Source organism: Cucumibacter marinus DSM 18995 (assembly GCF_000429865.1).
GTDB lineage: Bacteria > Pseudomonadota > Alphaproteobacteria > Rhizobiales > Devosiaceae > Cucumibacter > Cucumibacter marinus.
In genome coordinates this window covers 51,487-69,515 of the sequence record NZ_KE386977.1, presented here as the reverse complement: position 1 = coordinate 69,515, position 18,029 = coordinate 51,487, and the positions used below count along the sequence as shown (strand labels likewise).

Below are 18,029 nucleotides of genomic sequence, written 5' to 3'. Positions count from 1 at the left end.
TCAGGCCTTTCTCAGCCGCGGATCGAGGAAGACATAGGCGAAGTCGATGATCAGATTGGCCGTCAGCATGGTGAGGGTCATGATCAGCAACTGGCCCTGGATCAGCGGGTAGTCGCGGTTGATGATGCCCTGGAACAGAAGGTTTCCAAGCCCGGGATAGTTGAACACGATCTCGGTGATCAGCGAACCGCCCATGACCGAACCAAGGCTCAACGCGAAGGCGGTGACCGACGGCAGCAGCGCGTTGCGCGCCGCATAGTTGTAGCGAATGCGCCGGTCCGACAGCCCCTTGGCCGACGCCATCACCACGTGATCCTCGCCGAGCTGGCCGATCATGTTGTTGCGCATGGTGATGAGATAGCCGCCGATCGAGGTGAGCATCAGCGAGAACAGCGGCATCAGCGCATGGGTCAGGACCGAGGAGATGAACTCCCAGGAGAATTCGGGATCAAGGCTCGGCTCATAGGCATAGCCCACGGGCAGCCATCTCAGCGCCACCCCGAAGATGAACAGTGTGGTGATGGCCACGACCACGGCGGGGATCGACTGCATGGCGAGAGCCAGCGGCGAGATGGTGCTGTCTACCGCGCTGCCGCGGCGCCAGGCGGCGAGAATGCCGAGCAGCGAGCCCAGGCAGAAGGACAGCACCGCCGAGGTGCCGACCAGAAGAAGCGTCCAGAGCAATCCGCGCCCGAGCACTTCGGTGACGGTCAGCGGATAGTAGCGGATGGTGACACCCAGATCGAAGGTGAAGACCGACCTCAAATAGATCAGCAGCTCTTCCCACAAGGGCCTGTCGACAAAGCCGAAGGTCAGCGCCAGGGCCTTCTTGGCCTCCGGCGGCATGATCACATTGGCCGAGGCGAACATGATGTCGATGGGATTGCCCGGCATCAGGCGGGGCAAGAGAAAATTGATGATTGCCGCCACGAGGAAGGCGACGAGGTAGAAGGCGATGCGCCTCAGGATGAACGCCATGATCTCCCCCGGGGTCGAGGACCGGGGCGGCTCTTGGCTGGCCGCCCGCGGTCCGGATTAGCGTCTCGAAGTCAGAGGACTTCGTTCGACTTTACGAGGCCCTGGCTCAGGACTTCGGGCTCAGCTGCAGCAGGTGCAGCACACGCTCGGGGTTGCCGTCATGCACGACCGGAACGGCCTGGGCATTGTCGGCGGAGAAGAAGCCTTCAAAGCGCGCGGTGTTGTACTGGTACCAGTACGGGTTGTTGAACACCGGCACATGCGGCATCTCGCGGCCCAGGATCATCTGGATGTCATCCATGATCGCCTGCTGCTCGTCGCGGTCGGCAGTCTTGAAGAAGCTGTCGAGAAGCGGATCGAGTTCGGCATTGGTCCAGCGCGTCGCGGAGAAGCGGGTGGTGCCCTTCTTGCGCGAGTGGAAGGTGTCGAATGCCATATGCGGGGTCACGCCAACGACCAGGGCGTTGATGGCGGCGTCATAGGAGCCGTCGATCAGTTCCTGGGTCCAGGCGGCTGCTTCCGGGGTGGCGACGCGGGCGTTGATGCCGGCTTCGTTCAGCCCTTCGATGGCGATCTGGACGGTGTTGACCCAGTCGGTCCAGCCATTCGGCACGATCACGTCGAACGAGATTTCCTCACCCGAGGGGGTTTCGCGGAAACCGTCGCCATTGGTGTCGGCATAACCGGCTTCGTCGAGCAGCGCCTTGGCGCCATCGACATTGTACTCGGTGTACTGGCCGTATTCAGCATCAACTTCAGGATTGTTCCAGGCGTGGTAGCCCTGCCCCAGGCCGGAAGGATACTGGTTGATGGTCGGATAGCCATAGCCCGCGATGTCCACCATGGCCTGACGGTCCATGGCCATCGAGAAGGCGCGGCGGAACGCAACGTCGGAAAAGGCTTCCGCGTTGCCGGCATTTTCGCTCTCGAGGTTCATGTTGAAGATCACGAGGGAGCCGCCCGGGAACCAGTATTTGTGGTGCTCGGGGTCCTGAGCGACATAGGTCTTCTCAATGTCGGGCAGGAAGGAGCCGAACCAGTCAAGCTCGCCGCGGGCAGCGGCGGTCAGGGCCTGGTCGTTGTTGGCGATCTGCGGGAAGCGCATGCAGTCGACTTCCAGATCGTCGGCCTGGAAGAAGTAGGGATTGCGGCACTGCACATATTCCTGCGGTGTAAAGCGCACGATTTCGGTCAGTGCACCATTACCAACCGGATTGGGGTTGGTGAAGGACACGGGGTCTTCCACGTCGGCCCAGATATGTTCGGGAACGGTGTGAACACGAACCAGGTCGAAGATCAGGCCGGTATCGACTTCCTTGAAGTCAAACTTGACGGTCTGGTCATCGATCTTCTCGACGCCGTCGATCCGGTCCCACACGGTGCGCAGGTCGAGCGCCGGGTGATCCTTGATCATGTTGAAGGTGAAAATCACATCATCGGCGGTGAGATCTTCGCCGTCCGACCATTTCAGCCCATCGCGCAGGTGGAAGGTGACCGATTTGAGGTCGTCGCCATATTCGTAAGAATCGGCGAGCCGGTATTCGGCGGTACCGCCCTGCATGCGGTTGAAGATCACCAGTTGCTCATACGCGAAGTCGCGGATCGAGGGTACGGTGGTGGTCTGGTTGAACGGGTTGAAGTTCTCGGTCCAGGCGGTCACCTGCTGCGGCAGGGCCACGAGGACGGAATCGCCCTCTTCCTGGGCGTAGGCCGCGGGCACCGCCAAGGGTGCAAGAGCCAGCGCTGTCGCAACAGCGCGCAGAATGGTAGATCGACGCATGGCGTGGATACCTCCCCTAAGGTTATCTAGCGTGTCCTCTCCCGGCGGTTCTGTTCAATACTTTGGCCGATTTGGCCATGGGAACGGTACCGCCACCCGCCCGAATTGGTCCGTTTCCGGCTGTCCGGGCATTGGGCGACCATTTCGCAGCACCCCCCTGATGTCATCCGGCTCGTACTGAAAAAGCACCTGAAAAATCGACAAATCGTCGCGCCAAAGCGTCGATAAACCGTACAATCCCGATCATAAACACTTGATTCAACAGCAAGTTTCCATTGGGCCCGACAAGCGGACCACTCTGATACCAATCACAACGCCAATCGGAAGCCAGTGCAGGTCTCGACCGGGCGCTGCGGGTCCGCTAGAGCTATATCAGCGCGCAAAGGGGGCAGCGCGACACGGAGGAGAGGAATGATGGCGCTCAAACCGCGCGGATTGCGAGGTCGGCTGTTGCTGATCTTTTTCGTGATTTCGCTGGCGCCGCTTTTCATTGTCGGGGCGACCTTTCTTTACTTTCTTGTCTCCAATGTGGAGAGCGAAACCTTCGCGCGGCTCGGTTTCGTCACCGAGGCCAAGCGCTCCGAAATCCGGCAATATCTCACCTTTGCGGGACGGCAGGCGGGCAATCTCAGCCAGACCAGCACGGTGCGCTATTCGATCGGCGAGTTCTACGGGTTCAGCTACGGCTTTCGCCAGATCGAGGCCGAGCCCGATGCGGCCGAGGCGATCCTGCGCCAGGGCTATGGCGCCGACGATGCGGAAGCGAGCCAGGCCGACCGCGATGCGCTGCTCAGGCAGGCCGTGGTCTATGCCAATATGCATGGCCAGTTTCACGACGATTATTCAGCCTTTGTCGAATCCTCCGAGTTCGACAATCTCTATCTGATCGGGTCTTCGGGCCGGGTGGTCTATTCGGTCGGCAAAGACGCCTATTTCGCCCGCTCGCTGACCGGAGAACTTGCCGGGTCTCCACTCGGCCAGATCCAGGCGGCGCTGCAGGACGCGCCGCAGGACACCGGCGTCTATTTTCGCGATTTCGAGCGCGACCCGGTCACCGGTGAATTCGCCGCCTATGTCGCGATCCGGGTGCAGTATTACCGGCGTGCCGGCGGGGTGATCGTTTTCCGGCTGCCGCCGGGCGGGCTCAACGCCCTCTCGCAATCCGAGGCGGGATCGACCGGGCAAATTTATCTCATGTCATCGGCCGGGTTGATCATCGCCGCGCCGGAAGGCTCGGGGCTAATGCCCGGCGATGCCTCCCCCCATGCCGGACCGGACGATTTGCGGCCGGGCATGTCCCGCCCCGAAAAAGGCATGGGCGGAGAAGCGGCGCTGATGGCGACGGCGGGGATCGATGCCTGGGGCGTGCCCTGGCTGCTGGTGTCCGAAGTGCCCGCCGCCATCGCCTATGCCAGCTCGATGGCCCTGTTTGTTACCGTGTTGACGCTGGCCGTCGTCTCCGTCCCGCTGCTTCTGCTGCTGGCAGCCACGCTCGCCCGCTCGACGACGGCCCCGGTGGTGCGCCTGACGGATGCCGCCGAGGCCATTGCTGACGGCGATCTCGACCGCTCGATGCCCGACATTCAGGGCCCTATCGAACTCAAGCGGCTGGCAGGCAGTTTCCGCCGTATGCGCGATGCGGTGCGCGACCAGCTTGCCCTGATCTCGATGAACTCGGCGGAACTCGAAAAAAACGTCAAGGCGATTGCCGAGAAGAACCAGCAGCTCGAAGAGGCCGACCGGCTGAAGGACACTTTCCTCGCCAACACCTCGCATGAGCTGAGGACCCCGCTCAACGGCATTGTCGGCATTGCCGAAACGCTGTCCGCCGGTGCCGCGGGGGAGTTGAGCCAGGCACAGCGCAGCCAGCTCCAGCTCATCACCTTCTCCGCCCGCCGGCTGTCACGGCTGGTCGACGATCTGCTCGATCTTTACCGCATCCGTCAGGGCCGGCTCCGGCTCGACATGCAGGCGGTGCATGTGGCCACCAGCCTTCGCAACGTTCTGCAGCTCGCCGAACCGCTCCTGCGCGGTGAACCGATCACCCTCAGGGTCGATATCCCCCAGGACATTCCGCTGGTACTGGCCGATCCCGTCAGGTTCGAGCAGATCCTCTACAACCTTGTTGGCAACGCCATCAAATATACCGAGCAGGGCTCGATCCAGATCTTCGCCGAACGGCATGACGACCTCGTCGACATCGTCATTTCCGACACCGGGCCGGGCATCGCCCCGGATGCGCTCGAACGCATGTTCCAGCCGCTCGAACAGGGCGACAATATCGACAGTTCGGGCAAGTCGGGCAGTTCGGGGCTCGGGCTGACCATTGCCCGGCAGTTGACCACCGCGCTCGACGGCAAGCTGAGCGCCAGGAGCGCGCTCGGGGAAGGTTCGCGCTTCACCCTCACCCTGCCGGTCGCCGAGACCGGGGCGGACGGGATGATCAAGACCCATCGCCGGATGGAAGTCACCGATGAGGGCTATCACGAGACGCTCAACACACTCGAAGTCGATACCCGCCCCGCGATCGCCAGTGACGATGGCAGCGCGCCGGTCATTCTGGTGGTCGACGATGAACCGATCAACATCCAGGTCTTGCGCAATGTGCTGATCCCGCAGGGCTATACCGTGCATGTGGCGGAGAATGGCGGTGCGGCTCTCGATGCGGTCGACAAGCACGCCCCCGACCTGATCATTCTCGATGTGATGATGCCGGATATGAGCGGGCTCGATGTCGCCCGCCGGCTGCGCCAACACCACGACCGGCTCTCCCTCCCGATCGTCATGGTCACCGCGCGCTCGCGCACCCGAGACGTGATCGCCGGGCTCGAGGCGGGGGCAAACGACTATGTGGTCAAACCCTTCATCAAGGACGAATTGCTGGCGCGCATCTCCACGCTGTTGGAAGCCGCGCGCGGGCGCCGACAGGCCATCGAGAACACCGAATTGCAGGAAGAGATCGACCGCCGCATCCAGATCGAGGATGCCTTGCGGCTGTCCCAGCGCCGTATGGCCAGCCTCCTCGACACGCTGGCGGTCGGCCTTGTGTGTGTCCAGCCTTCGGGCCGGGTGAGCTACGCCAACAAACAGGCAGAAACCGTACTGGGCCAGCCGGTCGAAACCGGTCAGGCCATCGCCACCCTGCTGCCGGGCGATCTGTTCAAGCGGATGCTGGCAGCCTGTGAGGCGGATGGCGATTATCACGGCGAACGGCTATCGCTTGGCGAGGGTCTGCCGGAGGTGAGCCTGTCGGCTTTCGAACTCGAGCCGGAGGCAGGGGGCGGCATCGCCGTCATCATCGCCGGGGCGGAACTCGAGGCTACTGGACAGGGTGAGCAGCTGGTTCAATCGGTGCGCGGGGCACTCGACAGTGTCGGGCCGCTTTCCGAACCCGAGACGGGCGACGCAGACGTGCTGACCGACGACATGCCCAGCGGCGACGACCGCGAGGCCTATCGCCAGACAGTTGTCGATGTGGTCAATCTCTCGCTCGAAATCTGGCGGCACGCCAAGGGCAAGAACAAGTTCGATCTCGCAGAACGCTCCGGGGTCTGGCGGGTCAGTCTCGACCGGTCTTCGCTACAGACCCGCACGCTCGACAAATACATGCTGGTCGACACCTTGCCCGCCAACCCGCGCTGGCGCGATGTGATCCGCACCGGCGAGTTCGTGCTGGCGGAAACCGGCGAGGATGACGGGGATGCCGGAGACCGTGACGCGCTCGCCGACAAGCTTACCCGGCTGCGCGAAATGGTGCGCGACGGGGTGGCGAAATGGCTCGAGACCGGCACCGCCTGATCACGATCCCGCGCCAGCCCGCCTGCGCATCAGCACAATGAACGCGCCGCCGCCGATCAGCCCGGTCAGGATGCCGAGCGGCATGTCCTGAGGCGGCATCAGCGAGCGAGCCGCCATATCGGTCAAAACGAGGAACAATGCGCCCCCAATGGCAGAAAGCGGCAGCACCCGACGATAATCGCCGCCGACGACCAGCCGCACGATGTGCGGGATCATCAGCCCGACAAAGCCGATAACGCCGGAAAAGGCGACGGCGCAGCCGGTCAGCAGCGCGCAGACGATGAAGACCGCGAGACGGAACCGGCGGGCGGGAATGCCCATGGCCGTGGCGCTTTCATCACCAAGGATCATGGCGTTGAAGGCCCGCGCCCGCACGATCAGATAAGCCGAGCCGACCCCCAGCGCCAGGAGGGGGAAGATGAGCTGGTCCCAGCTCGCCAGCCCGAGCCCGCCGAGCATCCAGAAGATGACCGTATGGGTTGCGCGTGGATCGCCGAGGAAGATGAAGAGATTGCCGAGCGCGGTGATGATGAAGCCGACAGCGACGCCGGCAAGGATCAGCCGGTCGGCGGATTGAGCGCGGGTGAGGTTGGCTGCCATCAACACAAGCGCTGTCGCCCCGAGCGCACCGGCAAAGGCGAAGACCGGCAGGGTAAGCGGGCCGAGCACCATGCCCACATGCAGGAGCGCCAGAATGGCACCAAAGGCGGCGCCAGCCGAAACCCCGAGTAGGTGGGGGTCGGCAAGCGGGTTGCGGGTGACCGATTGAAGGGCCGCGCCGACAATGGCGAGACTGGCGCCGACCAGCGCCCCAAGGATGATGCGTGGCGCGCGCACCTCCCAGACGATGTTCTCCCGCCCGGCGGACCAGTCACCTTCGATGCTGCCGGGCAAGAGTTTTGACTGGATGACGCCCCAGACCGTGTCGATGGGGATGGCAACGGCGCCCACCCCCACCGAGATCAGCATGACCGCACCGAGCACCAGTCCAAGCCCCGCCATCACGGCAGGCATGTGATGCAGGATGATGTGCTGGGGGCCGGAAACGAGATGCCGGTGCGACATGCGGTCTGATCCTGTCTATTCGGCTGCGAAGGCAGCGGCGAGCCGCTTGATGGCCGCAATATTGCGTGGACCGGGGGTGGCCTCGACATATTGAAGGGTCACGAAACGGTTGTTCTTGACCGCCGGGATATCGGCGAAGGCGGGGTTGTTGCGCATGAAGTCCGCCTTCTGCTCGGCGGTGACCTCGCCATAATTGACGATGACGATCACTTCCGGGTTGCGCTCAATGACCGGCTCCCAGCCGATTTGCACCCAGCTTGACGCGACATCGTCGAGAATGTTGTTGCCGCCTGCGGCCTCTATCATCGCGGTCGGCATGGCATAGCGGCCCGCGGTATAGGGCTGTTGGTCGCCGGAATCATAGACAAAGACTTTTACCGGCTCCTCGCGCGCCGGCAGCGTCGCCTGGAAATCGGCGAGGTCCGCCTTGTAGCCCGCGACGAGTTCCTCGGCCCGCTCGGGTACGCCGAAGATGGCGCCGAGATTGAAAAGATCCGCATACATGTCGTCGATGGTGGATTTCGACTTCTCCATGATGTGGATGCAGCTCTCGGTCAGTTCATAGACCGCGATGCCGAATTCACCGAGGGTCTCGGGGGTGACGTCCCCACCCACGCGCAGGCCGTAATTCCAGCCGGCGAAATAGAAATCGGCGTCGGCGCCCAGCAGCACTTCCTTGCCGGGATAGTCCGGAGAGAGGTCAGGCAAATCTCCGAGCGCATCGCGAAGCGTCGGATCGATCGACCGCCTGTCGGAGATCCCGGTATAGCCAACCATGTGGTCGGCAAGACCGAGCGCCAGCATCATCTCGGTCAGATTGACGTCATTGGAGACGGCTCGGCCCGGCGCCGCATCGAACGTGACCTCGCGGTCGCAGCTCGTGACGGTGACCGGGTAGTGGTCGGCGTTCTCATGTTCGCCGCTCTCATGGCCGGCGGCAGCGGCGGTACTGGCAGCCAGAAGAATGGCGGCAATTGAAAGGTGTCGCATGGCGGAGTCCTTTTTGGATTAGCGCGATAGGTGGAATGAAAAACGGGGCCGCCCGGTGACCGGATGGCAGTCGGTGGTGGTCTCGACAGCAAAGCTTTGACGGATGCGGGCGGCGGTCAGCACCTCTTTCGGCGAGCCAAGGGCCACCGCCTCGCCGCCATCGAGCAGCAGCACCCGGTCAGCATGAGCGGTGGCAAGTGCGAGGTCGTGAAGAGTGACGATCACGGTTGCGGGCAGGGCCGACAGCATTTCGAGCAGTTCGAGCTGATGGCGGATGTCGAGGTGGTTGGTGGGCTCATCGAGGATCAACAGGTCCGGCTTTTGCGCCAGTGCTCTTGCGATCAACACGCGCTGTTTCTCGCCCCCCGAAAGCGAAGCGAAATTGCGCGGCGCCAGCACCTCAAGCCCCATCAGATCGAGGGCCTGCTCGATCCGGCGATAGTCATCGGGCCGGCTGCCCCAGCGTTCCGCATGCGGGGTGAGACCCATCTCGACGACTTCGGCAACGCTCAGCCCCATATCCGAGGCCGGTTCCTGCACAACCGTTGCGATGCGTTTGGCGCAGGCGCGCGGGTTCAGACCCCAGATGTCCTCGCCATCGAGACAGACCCGGCCGGAGAGCGGGCGCTGGAACCGGTAAAGGCAGCGCAACAGGCTCGATTTGCCCGCGCCATTGGGGCCGACGATCGCCAGCATCTCGCCGGGTTTCACATCGACGCCGATGCCGCGCAGCAGCAGCCGGTCCCGTGCGGGTCCCCAGTCAAGGCTGTCGATGGTCAGGGCGGCCGGGCGCGATCCCGTCAGGTCTTCAAGTCCGGTCTGCGCTGTGCCTGCCGAAAGGGCCATATCCATGGCGTCCGTCCCCCGTTTGGCGGGACAGGCATGGAACAGCGATGTCGGTCGTATGTGACCCGAAATGGATCAATGCCATCGTCGTCTCCTCGGCACACCCCGGCCGGTTGAGTTGAAATGCGATGGCAGGTCTCCTGGCTTGCGGGTCGTCGCCTTGCCCGACCTTCCCGGCCTTTCGGCCAGTGGTCAAAACGGGGTTGGCTCTCCGCTCACAGTTGCGGGGGCAGCCACGGTTTCGGTCCCTTTTGGGTACGCCTCACCGTGTTCCCTTTTCATCCCGCAGCCCTTTTCGGACAAGCGGGAACCATCGCCCGCCAATAAGCGGGGATTCGGCAATCGGCACAAGGGCTTTATCGGTGTCCTATTGCCCGAGGCCGAGCACGCCGGGCAGCCACAGCACCAGCGCCGGGGCGGCGACGAGGATGACGATGCGCACGATATCGGCGGCCATGAAGGGCAGGATGCCGCGCGAAATCGTGCCCAATGTCAGCCCCTTCGATACGCCCTGGATGACGAACAGATTCATGCCGATGGGCGGGGTGATCAGTCCGATTTCAGCAACCGAGACCAGCAGCACGCCGAACCAGATCGGATCATAGCCCAGCCCGGTGACGATGCCGAAGGCGGGGGTCACCGTCAAAAGGATCATCGACAGGCTGTCCATGAAGCAACCCAGCACCAGATAGAAAATCAGCAAGACCACGATCACCATCAGGGGCGACAGGTTCGCCTCGGTAATCATGGCGACGAGCGCCTGGGTCAGACCGCTGGCCTCGATGAAGAAATTGAACAGCGCCGCGCCGATCAGGATGAGGAAGATCATTCCGGTCATCGAGGCGGTTTCGGTCATGCCCGAGCGCAGTACCTTGAAGCTCAGCTTGCCGCGCAGGGCCGTGAACAGGATCGAGGCCCCTGCCCCGACCGCCGCCGCCTCGGTGGGCGAGAAGATGCCGGCATAGATGCCGCCAATCACCAGAATGATCAGCAATGCGGCGTCCCACATGCCGCCGAGCGCGACCAGCCGCTCGCGCCAGGGCACCCGGTCGGAAGGCGGGGCAAGGTCGGGCTTGCGCACCACCTGGATGACGATAGCGAGCACATAAAGGGCCGTCGCCAAAAGGCCGGGCAGCATGGCCCCGGCGAACAGGGCGCCGATCGATTGCTCGGTCATCAGCCCGTAGATGACCAGCATGATCGAGGGCGGGATCAGCACACCGAGCGTGCCCCCGGCCGCGACCGACGCGCCGGCAAGGCTCGGGGCATAGCCGCGCGACTGCATTTCGGGCAGGGAGACCCGGCCCATGGTAGCGGCCGTTGCCAGCGATGAGCCCGAAATCGCGCCGAACACGGCGCAGGCGCCGACGGTGGCGACAGCCAGCCCGCCTGGCCGATGCCCGGCAAAGGCGACAATGCCGCGATAGAGATTGCCCGACAGGCCGGAATGGGCGGCGAAGACGCCCATGAAGATGAAGAGCGGCACCACCGACAGCGAATAGGGATAGATCGCCTCGAAGGGCAGGCTGGCCATGACATAGGTTGCCGAGGTCCAGTCCATGATCAGCAATGTTCCCACAGTGCCAACCAGCGCCATGGCGAGGGCAACCGGCACGCGCAACAGCGCCAGCACCAGTGTGACGAGGAAGCCGGCAACCCCGGCCCATTCAAGACTCATGATGGGTGGCTCATGGTTCGTGCCTCAGACCCGTGGCGTGTTCGAAAGCCACGGTCAGCGCGGCGAGCACGGAAACAGCCAATCCGCTGAGCAGAAACACCCAGTACCAGATCATCGGGATGGCAAGATCCTGGGAGACGTCGCCATAGGCGAGCTGTTCCATGGCGCGGCCCCAGGAAAGATAGAAAAGGAAGGCAAGGAGGGCGGCGCCCGTCACCAGCGCAATAGCATCGAGTACCTGCGGCATACCACGAGGCAACCAGCCGGAGATCAGGTCGACGGTCACATGGGCCCCGCGCGAGAAGGCGTAGGGGATCGACCAGGAAGCGGCCGCGACAAGGCAAAGCTGCGTCAGATCGACGGTGCCGATGAAGGAACGCCCGCCCAGCCGCCGCAAGACGATATCGAGCACGACGACCACAATGGCGCCGACCAGGGCGGTGATCCCCAACAGCGCCAGCGCCTCTGTGAGCCGGTTGACCCAGCGGGCAAACCGACGCACCGCTGCGCGCAGCGGCGATGCGTCATGATCATTGGCGGAAGCAGGCGTCATCAGCGCCTATTCTTCGCGTTCGGCGTCATACTGCGCCACCAGTTCCTTGGCGCGGGCATAAAGCGCGGGCGGGTTTTCAACGCCCTGCTCGGCCATTGAGTCGAGATAGGCCTCGATCATGGGCTGCAGTGCCTCTTCCCAGGCGGCGCGGGTTTCATCATCGATCTCGATGATCTCATTGCCGCGGGCAACCGCGTCCTCATAGCCACGTGCTTCCCACTTGTCCCACCAGTCGCCGAACTTGGCGACGAGATTGTCGCCCGACATGTCGTCGATGATCGCCTTGATATCGTCGGGCAGGGAATCGTATTTGGCCTGGTTCATCAGGACATGGAACCCGGCAACATAGGCCCCGGCATCGGTGTGGTATTTGAGGACTTCGTTGGCCTTGATGGCGCCGACCAGATCCCAGGTGGTGACCACGCCGTCGAGGACACCCTTTTCGAGGTTCTCATAGATATTTGCCGGGGGCATGCCGACCGGCGAGGCGCCGAGATATTCGAGCATGGCGGAGACCGCCGGGCTCGGTGTGCGCATGCGCAGCCCCTGCAGATCGCCGAGATCGCGCACCGGCTTGTCGACGGTGTGGAACAGCCCGCCATGATGGGTGAACAGCGCCAGCACCTTGAAGCCTTCATAATCGGAGCCGAGCGCACCTTCCTTGTAGAGCTGCCACAGGGTACGGCTGCCGCTGTCGGCATGGTCGACAAGGAATGGCATTTCGATGATGGCGGCAGACGGGTAACGGTCGCGCGGAATGCCGTTGAGGCCGATGGCGATGTCCATCACCCCGGCGCGGACCTGGTCGGCCTGACGCTCGACCTTGCCGAAGGCGGACGAGGCGTCGAAGATCTCGACCGCGACCCGGCCTTCGCTGCGCTCTTCGAGCTCGGCGGCCCAGGGTTCGAGAAAGTCGGCCTGGAAGCCGTGAACGGCAGGCAGATACTGGCTGATCTTGAGTGTGATTTCCTGGGCGTGACCGGCTGTCGTTGCGGCCATCAGGCCCGCAAGCGCGGTCGCGCCGAGGATCAGGCGTTTCATGGTCTTCATGGTGTATTTCCTCCCTGTTGTGTCCGGTCAGCCGGCGTCGGGCGATGTGTCCGAGAAGGCCGGCAGGCCGAGACAATGGTCATTGACCGCCCTGATCAACGGATAGGGCGTCAGATCGAAATTGAAGCGTTCGGCGTTGTAGACCTGCGGGATCAGGCAGACATCGGCGATGCTGACCGTATCACCGAGGGCAAAAGGTCCTTCGCCGCCATGATCCTTTTGCCGCTTCAAAAGGGTCTCGACGGCATCGAAACCGAGTTTCAGCCAGTGATGATACCAGGCCGTACGGGCATCGTTGTCGGCCCCGAACTGTTCGGTGAGCCGGTTGAGGACCCTCAGATTGTCGACAGGATGAATGTCGCAGGCGATCGAGAAGGCGATCTCGCGGGCCGCCAGCGCGTCATGGGGATCGGCCGGGATGATGCGGGGCTCGGGATAGGTGGCGTCGATCCATTCGATCAGGGCCAGCGACTGGCCATGCGGGTGATCGCCGAAATCGAGGGACGGCACGAGACCCGACGGCGCGATCTTGAGATAGTCCTCGCCGCGTTGCGCCCCGTTGCGCAGATCGACATCGACCGTCTCACGGGGGGTCAGCCCCTTGAGCGCCATGACGATGCGCATCCGGTAGGCGGCGGATGAGCGGAAATAGTTGTAAAAGACGGCGTCTTTCAGGCTCAGCACGGTTTCTGCCCTTCGCGATTATCGGGTGTGGTCACCAATGGCTACCGCAAGCGAAGGCAGGCCTGCAATTGTTACAAAAACGGTGTCTCCGGGCTGAACGGGTCCCACGCCGGCGGGCGTGCCGGTATAGATGAGATCGCCGGGCCGCAGATGATAGAAGCGGGAGAGATCGGCGATCACCTCGGGCACAGACCAGATGAGCTCATCAAGATCGGCCTGCTGGCGCGTTTCGCCATTGACGGTCAGCTTGATTTCACCGCTTTCGATCAGCCCGTTCTCGCCAATCGGCATCAGCCGGCCGGTGGGGCAGGACTGTTCGACATTCTTGCCGGTATCCCAGGGCCGGCCCTTTTCGCGGGCCTGAGCCTGCAGGTCCCGCCGGGTCATATCGAGTCCCGTCGCAAGCCCATAGACATACCCCGCCGCCTCATCGACCGGGATGCGGAAGCCCGGCTTGCCGATGGCAACGACCAATTCGGCCTCGTGATGATAGTTCCCAGTCTCGGACGGATAGGCGATCACCGCCTCATCCGAAGGATCGGCATTGATCACCGTCTCCGCCCACTTGGTGAAGAAGAAGGGTGGCTCGCGGTCGGGATCGTGACCCATTTCGCGGGCATGGGCGGCATAATTGCGCCCGACGCAGAAGACCCGGGCGACCGGGAAATCTTCTCCGGTCGTGGTTTTGAGAAAGGTCGGGGCGGTGACGGGGAAGATGGGCATCATCAGTCTCTTTGCTCGCGCCAGAGGCCGAGCTTTTCGTGGCAGGTTCGGTCGGAATAGGAAAACAGGACGGCCGGTTCGCTTCCGGCATGGATTTCAAGCGCTGCCCAGGACGGCACGGCGATGACATCGCGCGGTTCGAGAGCATAGGCGGTGCCATCGATGGTGAGCGTCGCACTGCCTTCGACAAGGGTGAACACCGCCCCGGCGCTTTGCCGATAGGGCCGCGTCTTCATGCCGGCGGGCAAGTGATGGGCGAAAGCCGAAAGGGTCGACATGACCGCGCCGCCGGTCACCGGATTGACGAACTCCATGACGTGGCCGCAATGAGTATCCGGGTCTGATGCCCCGGCATGAGCCGTCAGCGCCTGGCGCCATTGCGCAAAGGGATAATGAAAGAGCGGGTGGTCGGATTTGACGCCGACCGGGTGGATCGGTTTCAGGTTCGATCCCCAACGTGCGGCCGAGATGCCAGGCGGCACACTATCCGGCGCCGGCGCATTGCCCTCGCGCTCGGCGAAGCCGGCGCTGAAATGGGAGATGATCGGAATGTCGAGCCCGTCGAGCCAGATGGCCGGCGCCCCTTCCCCGCCATGCTCGTGCCAGCGCCAATTGGGGGTCAGCACCAGATCGAAGGGGTGCATCACGACCTTGTCGCCATCGACCGCGGTCCAGGCCCCCTCGCTTTCGAACACGAAGCGCATGGCGGACTGGGTGTGGCGATGGGCGGGTGCGACTTCGCCGGGCAGGACGAGCTGCAAACCGGCATAAAGCGAATCGGTGGTGCGGTGGCCGCCGGGAATGCCGGGATTTTCGAGGATCAGCACGCGGCGCTCGGCCTGTTCAGCGGTGATCGCCTCCCCTGCCGCCACCAGTAATGGCCGCATATCCGCATAGCGCCAGAGATGGGGCCGGGCCGCGGGCCGCGGGGTCTCGGTGACCAGATTCGCCATCACGTTCCACAGCGGCGACACATCCGCGGCGGCGAGCGAGTTGTTGAAATCCTCGGTTGTCATCGGCTCCTCCTGTGGCCCCGTGTTACGTTATATGATATGCATCATGCAATACATAATTTTGGGAAATGTGATGACCGACCCCGCCAACGACACCCCCGCCCGCGCCAAGGGCGTGCAATCAGTCGATATGAGCGGGGTCATTCTCGAGGCGCTGTGCACGCTCGGCCGTGCCGCACCGCTCAAGGATATCGCTGCCGAGGCGGGCATGCCCGCGGCCAAGGTGCATCGCTATATGGCGAGCCTTGTGCGCATCGGGCTGGCGTCCCAGAACCCCGCGACCGGTCACTATGATCTCGGCCCCCTGGCCCGCCGGCTGGGGGTCGCGGCAATCGCCCGCGACATGCTGGTCGAGCGCGCCGGGGTGCTGCTGGAAAAGCTGGCCGCCGAATTCGGGACCACCGGGCATCTGGCCGTGTGGGGCGATAGGGGACCGGTGATCATCAAGCTCGCCCATGGGGGCACGCCGGTGGTTTCAAGCCTCGGCATCGGGGCCAGCGTGCCGCTTCTGCGTTCAGCGACCGGCCGGGTGTTCGTTGCGCTGATGCCCGAAGGCGCGACTGCCGAACTCGTCGCGCAGGAGAAGACCGACAAGGCGATAAGCGCTTCGGAGCGCGAAGCCATCCTGGCCCCGATCCGCGAAACACGGGTGGCGCATATCGAAGGCGCGCTGGTGCCGGGCCTTGCCGCAATCAGCGGGGCGATCACCGAGATTGACGGATCGCTGGCCTGCAGCCTGACCCTTGTGACAACCGAGCCGGGCCGGTTCGATCCGGGTACCAATGAGGCCGAACGCTTCACCGCTGCAATCGCCGCGTTTAACGCGGGGCGTGAACACTAGTTTTTACCCGGGTAATATTGACTTTGTTTTTACCCGGGTATAAATAGCGCTCTTCACCCTGAGGAGCGACAAATGTCCGACCCGCGATTTACGGCCTTTTCCGGCGAGGTTTTGCTCGCCCGCGGCGCCATTTCCGAGGTGGTTCTGGCCGTCCGCGCGGCCCAGGCCGAAGACCCGGATGCCGAAATCCTGATCTTCGAGGACAGCGACGGTCGGGTCCAACTCCTTGACCTCACCCGGGACGATGGCGGCTATTTCGATGCCCCTGCCCGTCCCTCATCCCCTGCCACCAAGCCGTCGCGCGGCCGCCCCAAGCTCGGGGTAGTCGCCAAGGAGGTAACCCTGTTGCCCCGACACTGGGAGTGGCTGGCGACCCAGCCCGGTGGCGCATCCGGCACGTTGCGGCGGCTGGTTGATGCGGCGCGCAAACAGTCAGGCGATGTCGACCGCATCCGCAATGCCCAGGCTGCCGCGGACCGCTTCATGCAGCTCATGGCCGGCGATCGGCCCGGCTATGAAGACGCCTCGCGGGCGCTTTATGCGCGGGACAAGGCAGGTTTCGAGGCACGCAGCGCGGGCTGGCCGGCGGACATCCGCGACTATGCCCGCAGCCTCGCTGCACCGGCGTTCGAAGGGTGACAGTGATTGAAGGGGCCTGCCCCACACTCATTCGTCATCACCCGGCTTGTCGGGCGACCCGGTCCGGACCACCCGGATAAACCGGGTGGCGACGATGGTGGGGGCAAGAGCGCCCATCGCCCCCTATCGCGGGCGGGCGACCAATGGGACGTAGTCTTCCAGTTCCGGCGCGGGGAAGTTCACCACCTTGCCGGTCTCGGCGGAATAGTAGAGCCCGATCAGCATCTCGACGACGGCAAGGCCATCATCGAAGGTCTCGATCGGGGTCTCGCCCTTGCGGAAGCACTCGACCATGTGGCGGTTTTCGTCGGTATAGCCATAGACACCGGCCTCATCCTCAAGCACCGGCATAAGGCCCTGTTCGGCGTTCTGCTTTTCAACCAGGTCCTCGCCTTCCGACCCCGTCACCTCGCGGGACATGAAGACCTTGAGCCCGGTATTGAGCGAATTGAACTCCATGGCGTATTCCGGCCCCAGCAGTTCGAGCTGAATGCGCAGCCCCGCCCCGACATAGGCCCATGAGGTCGTCGCTTCGATCATCACGGTCTGGCCGTTCTCGTCTTCGAGCGAGACCACGGCGCGGGCGAAATCCTCCGATGGGTGATTGCGATAATCGACTTCGGGCCCATAGGTATCGCGCAGCTTGTCGGCATATTTCGGTTGGGTCCATTTGAGATTGGCGACCGTGCCGTTGACCTGTTTGACGGTCAGCGAGTTCCGATCCGCATCGGGTGCCGTCAACAGATGCCGGGCCACTTCGACCGAATGGCACATCATGTCCGACAGAACACCGCCGCCCTGCTTGTCGCCCTGCCAGAACCAGGCTTCGTGCGGGCCGGAATGCTCCTCCGCGGCGCGGGCCAGATAGGGCCGGCCGGTGGTCGAGGCCGCGCGCCGCCAGATGATTTCCTTGCCGCGGATAACCGGTGTCGCAAACACCTGGTTTTCGAGATAGCCATGATTGAGCCCGGCATCCTTGGCGAGCTCGACCATCTTGCGCGCTTCCCCGATCGTGCGGGCGAGCGGCTTTTCGCAGGCAACCGCGAAGACCTTGGAGCGGCCCTCTTTCACCTCGTCATGGATCACCTGCATGATGCCGAGACGGGTGTGGTTCGGCGACAGGATCCAGACCGCATCGACAGTGTCCGAACGCACCATCTCCTCGAGACTTGCAAAGCTCTCGCAGGGCCCGAAGCCGAGATCATGGGCGAGGTCGACGAAACTCTGGCGATTATCGGCAGAGCGCGAATAGACGCCTGTGACCTCGCAATTGCGGACCCCGATCAGGGATTGCAGGTGAAACTTGGCGATGAAGCCGGAACCGACAAAGCCGATACGCAGGGTTTTGACAGGCAGATCGGGCATGGGCCTCTCCTTTGAAATCTTGTCTC

Annotated in this window: 15 protein-coding genes and 1 riboswitch; of the genes, 3 read left to right on the top strand and 12 right to left on the bottom strand. The window is 63.4% G+C overall.

Annotated features, from left to right (window positions below):
- Together G489_RS0111225 and G489_RS0111220 are read right to left on the bottom strand one after the other, a co-directional pair.
- A complete protein-coding gene (locus G489_RS0111225) occupies positions 1-978 on the bottom strand; it encodes an ABC transporter permease (RefSeq protein WP_029041610.1) in 978 nt (325 codons plus the stop codon).
- 106 nt (positions 979-1,084) lie between these two features.
- Positions 1,085-2,758: an ABC transporter substrate-binding protein gene (locus tag G489_RS0111220; RefSeq protein ID WP_210162604.1), complete on the bottom strand. Its 1,674-nt coding sequence runs from the start codon at positions 2,756-2,758 to the stop codon at positions 1,085-1,087.
- A gap of 411 nt (positions 2,759-3,169) precedes the next feature.
- On the opposite strand from G489_RS0111220, the gene G489_RS20220 reads away from it, so the two are divergent.
- Entirely contained in the window at positions 3,170-6,556 is a 3,387-nt protein-coding gene (locus G489_RS20220; protein WP_051332558.1) for a hybrid sensor histidine kinase/response regulator, read from the top strand.
- On the opposite strand, the gene G489_RS0111210 is transcribed toward G489_RS20220, so the two are convergent.
- The 9 genes from G489_RS0111210 to G489_RS0111170 form a co-directional block, all read right to left on the bottom strand.
- Entirely contained in the window at positions 6,557-7,621 is a 1,065-nt protein-coding gene (locus tag G489_RS0111210) for a FecCD family ABC transporter permease (RefSeq protein WP_029041608.1), read from the bottom strand. It lies immediately after the preceding gene.
- Positions 7,622-7,636: 15 nt separating this feature from the next.
- Entirely contained in the window at positions 7,637-8,611 is a 975-nt protein-coding gene (locus G489_RS0111205) for an ABC transporter substrate-binding protein (protein ID WP_029041607.1), read from the bottom strand.
- Positions 8,612-8,629: 18 nt separating this feature from the next.
- A complete protein-coding gene (locus tag G489_RS0111200) occupies positions 8,630-9,463 on the bottom strand; it encodes an ABC transporter ATP-binding protein (protein ID WP_245578892.1) in 834 nt (277 codons plus the stop codon).
- Positions 9,464-9,570: 107 nt separating this feature from the next.
- A riboswitch (cobalamin riboswitch) is annotated at positions 9,571-9,787 on the bottom strand.
- A 37-nt stretch (positions 9,788-9,824) separates the two neighbouring features.
- Entirely contained in the window at positions 9,825-11,135 is a 1,311-nt protein-coding gene (locus G489_RS0111195) for a TRAP transporter large permease (RefSeq protein WP_029041605.1), read from the bottom strand.
- 10 nt (positions 11,136-11,145) lie between these two features.
- Positions 11,146-11,688, bottom strand: coding sequence for a TRAP transporter small permease (locus tag G489_RS20215; RefSeq protein WP_051332557.1), 543 nt, complete (start codon positions 11,686-11,688; stop codon positions 11,146-11,148).
- A 6-nt stretch (positions 11,689-11,694) separates the two neighbouring features.
- Entirely contained in the window at positions 11,695-12,738 is a 1,044-nt protein-coding gene (gene dctP, locus G489_RS0111185) for a TRAP transporter substrate-binding protein (protein ID WP_051332556.1), read from the bottom strand.
- A gap of 27 nt (positions 12,739-12,765) precedes the next feature.
- Positions 12,766-13,422 (bottom strand): maleylacetoacetate isomerase, encoded by a 657-nt coding sequence (gene maiA, locus G489_RS0111180; protein ID WP_029041603.1) that lies wholly within the window; start codon positions 13,420-13,422, stop codon positions 12,766-12,768.
- 18 nt (positions 13,423-13,440) lie between these two features.
- Entirely contained in the window at positions 13,441-14,145 is a 705-nt protein-coding gene (locus tag G489_RS0111175) for a fumarylacetoacetate hydrolase family protein (protein ID WP_245578890.1), read from the bottom strand.
- A 2-nt stretch (positions 14,146-14,147) separates the two neighbouring features.
- Positions 14,148-15,161: a cupin domain-containing protein gene (locus tag G489_RS0111170; protein WP_029041601.1), complete on the bottom strand. Its 1,014-nt coding sequence runs from the start codon at positions 15,159-15,161 to the stop codon at positions 14,148-14,150.
- 70 nt (positions 15,162-15,231) lie between these two features.
- Here G489_RS0111170 and G489_RS20210 point away from each other — a divergent pair, with 70 nt between their 5' ends.
- Positions 15,232-15,999 carry an IclR family transcriptional regulator gene (locus G489_RS20210; protein ID WP_051332555.1) on the top strand — a complete coding sequence of 256 codons (768 nt, stop codon included), beginning with the start codon at positions 15,232-15,234 and terminating at the stop codon, positions 15,997-15,999.
- A gap of 72 nt (positions 16,000-16,071) precedes the next feature.
- Positions 16,072-16,638: a DUF2239 family protein gene (locus G489_RS0111160; protein ID WP_029041600.1), complete on the top strand. Its 567-nt coding sequence runs from the start codon at positions 16,072-16,074 to the stop codon at positions 16,636-16,638.
- Between the two features lie 123 nt (positions 16,639-16,761).
- On the opposite strand, the gene G489_RS0111150 is transcribed toward G489_RS0111160, so the two are convergent.
- On the bottom strand, positions 16,762-18,003 hold the full coding sequence (locus G489_RS0111150) for a Gfo/Idh/MocA family protein (RefSeq protein ID WP_029041599.1): 1,242 nt from the start codon (positions 18,001-18,003) through the stop codon (positions 16,762-16,764).
- Between the last annotated feature and the right edge of the window lie 26 nt (positions 18,004-18,029).

Bases quoted from the DNA above. Each gene is read 5' to 3' on its own strand.
- G489_RS0111160 (WP_029041600.1), top strand. From the start codon at position 16,072: ATGTCCGACCCGCGATTTACGGCCTTTTCCGGCGAGGTTTTGCTCGCC.
- G489_RS20215 (WP_051332557.1), bottom strand. From the start codon at position 11,688: ATGACGCCTGCTTCCGCCAATGATCATGACGCATCGCCGCTGCGCGCA.
- dctP (WP_051332556.1), bottom strand. From the start codon at position 12,738: ATGAAGACCATGAAACGCCTGATCCTCGGCGCGACCGCGCTTGCGGGC.
- G489_RS0111205 (WP_029041607.1), bottom strand. From the start codon at position 8,611: ATGCGACACCTTTCAATTGCCGCCATTCTTCTGGCTGCCAGTACCGCC.
- G489_RS0111195 (WP_029041605.1), bottom strand. From the start codon at position 11,135: ATGAGTCTTGAATGGGCCGGGGTTGCCGGCTTCCTCGTCACACTGGTG.
- G489_RS0111210 (WP_029041608.1), bottom strand. From the start codon at position 7,621: ATGTCGCACCGGCATCTCGTTTCCGGCCCCCAGCACATCATCCTGCAT.
- G489_RS0111220 (WP_210162604.1), bottom strand. From the start codon at position 2,758: ATGCGTCGATCTACCATTCTGCGCGCTGTTGCGACAGCGCTGGCTCTT.
- G489_RS20220 (WP_051332558.1), top strand. From the start codon at position 3,170: ATGATGGCGCTCAAACCGCGCGGATTGCGAGGTCGGCTGTTGCTGATC.
- G489_RS0111170 (WP_029041601.1), bottom strand. From the start codon at position 15,161: ATGACAACCGAGGATTTCAACAACTCGCTCGCCGCCGCGGATGTGTCG.
- G489_RS0111150 (WP_029041599.1), bottom strand. From the start codon at position 18,003: ATGCCCGATCTGCCTGTCAAAACCCTGCGTATCGGCTTTGTCGGTTCC.
- G489_RS0111200 (WP_245578892.1), bottom strand. From the start codon at position 9,463: ATGGATATGGCCCTTTCGGCAGGCACAGCGCAGACCGGACTTGAAGAC.
- G489_RS0111225 (WP_029041610.1), bottom strand. From the start codon at position 978: ATGGCGTTCATCCTGAGGCGCATCGCCTTCTACCTCGTCGCCTTCCTC.
- G489_RS20210 (WP_051332555.1), top strand. From the start codon at position 15,232: ATGACCGACCCCGCCAACGACACCCCCGCCCGCGCCAAGGGCGTGCAA.
- G489_RS0111175 (WP_245578890.1), bottom strand. From the start codon at position 14,145: ATGCCCATCTTCCCCGTCACCGCCCCGACCTTTCTCAAAACCACGACC.